This window comes from Pseudomonas sp. P5_B2, assembly GCF_056400445.1.
Genome location: NZ_JBFULH010000808.1, coordinates 1 through 1596, shown reverse-complemented (window position 1 = coordinate 1596; position 1596 = coordinate 1). Strand labels below are relative to the sequence as shown.

1 protein-coding gene is annotated in these 1596 nt (G+C 58.9%); it reads right to left on the bottom strand.

Features of this window, described 5'->3' with window-relative positions; translation table 11 throughout:
- A partial coding sequence (locus AC1DRJ_RS27000; RefSeq protein WP_477804838.1) for a GAF domain-containing protein occupies positions 1-1595 on the bottom strand: 1595 nt, incomplete at its 3' end.
- Position 1596: the final 1 nt, after the last annotated feature.

Here is a 1596-nt window from a genome sequence, read left to right as displayed (position 1 = left end):
GCGTGATCGAGCTCGCGGGTGCGGTTTTGCACCCGCGCTTCCAGCTTGAGGTTGGCAGCATGAATCGCTTCGGCGGCAGTACGTCGCGACAACGCTGTGTCAATGTGCCGTGACACGAACGTGAGCAGTTCCTGGTCACGCAGGGTATATCGCACTTGCGAGGTATAGCTTTGCACCGCCAGCACGCCACGCACTACATCGCCATCGAACAATGGAATGCCCAACCAGGAGTGGGATCGGACAGACTCATTGGCCAGTTCGATTTCATMGTGCGCCGCCAATCGTTCAGCCTCGCCGACGTCAATCAGACAAGGCCGGCGCTGACGGATAACGTACTCAGTCAAGCCCCGGCACCCACGCCGTGCAGGCGGGCAGTTCGTCTGCCGCTCATCGACGTAATACGGAAAGGTCACTTCGCTGATCGCGTCGTCGAACAGCGCGATGTAGAAGTTCTGCGCGAACAGCAGCTCACCGACGATGCCATGCAAGGTTTGAAACAACTCAGCCATGTCGCCAGGCTGGCTCGACAGTTCAGCAATCTGGAACAGCGCGCTCTGCAAATGTTCGGCGCGCTGTCGTTCAGCCACTTCCTGCCTCAATGCGTCATTGAGTGCCGAAAGCTCCAGGGTGCGACGCATCACCGTCTCTTCCAGGTCCTCGCGGTGCAGAATCCGGTCCAGCGCCATGGCCACGTGGCGTGCGACCACCAGAAACAGCGCGCGGTCTTCAGCGCTGTAGGTACGCGAAACGTCGTAGACCTGCATGGCAAGCATGCCAAACACGTCATCCGAGGCATTTTTCAATGGTGCGCCCATCCAGAACTCGGGACGATCGCCCACGCAGTAGAAACGGTCCTCGGCCTGAGCCGCGAGGATGCCGGCGGAGTCGATCAACAACGGTTGGCCAGTGGTCAACACCTGGCCGGTCAATGACAGGTGCGAAGGGTCAAGGTATTCGTAGTGCTGGGACTCCACGGCATCAACGTCGATGATGTCGACGTAATACGGGTAGTCAATCTTGCCACTGAGCGGATCATACAGAGCGAGATAGAAGTTCTCGGCGTCGATCAGACTGGCCAGCAGCTGGTGAACCCCCACCAGAAACACTGACCGATCGCGAGTCGAACTGGCCAGATAGGTAATTTCATACAGCACACGCTGAGTAATCTGCGCACGGGCAAGGGTATTGGTCTGTAGCTGAATGCCCAGGCGCTGGGCGAACTCGGCGAGCGCCGGTTCTGCGGCATCATGGGTCGGAGCGAGGAGCCACCCCAGTGCACTTTCGCCTCTACCCGTCGGCCAGCGGTGCAAGCCGCGACTCAGGCAAAAGGCTTCAAACTCTTCATTGGCAACGCTTGACGGCCACTGCACGCCAGGGTCGCCCTGCCCGAGCCAATGCATTTGTTCGCCGGCGCGGTAAACGGCCCACGCAGTGGTATGGGCCCAGTTGCGCGCTGAATCCAGCAAATACTCGATCGTATATTCGTTACCTGCGTAGGCCATGCCGAGAGTATCCGAGTTCCCTTTCAGTTGAGGTGCGACAACATCGCAATCGTTCGATTGCCGCAGGGAGTCGGTCAATGGACTAACACTCATC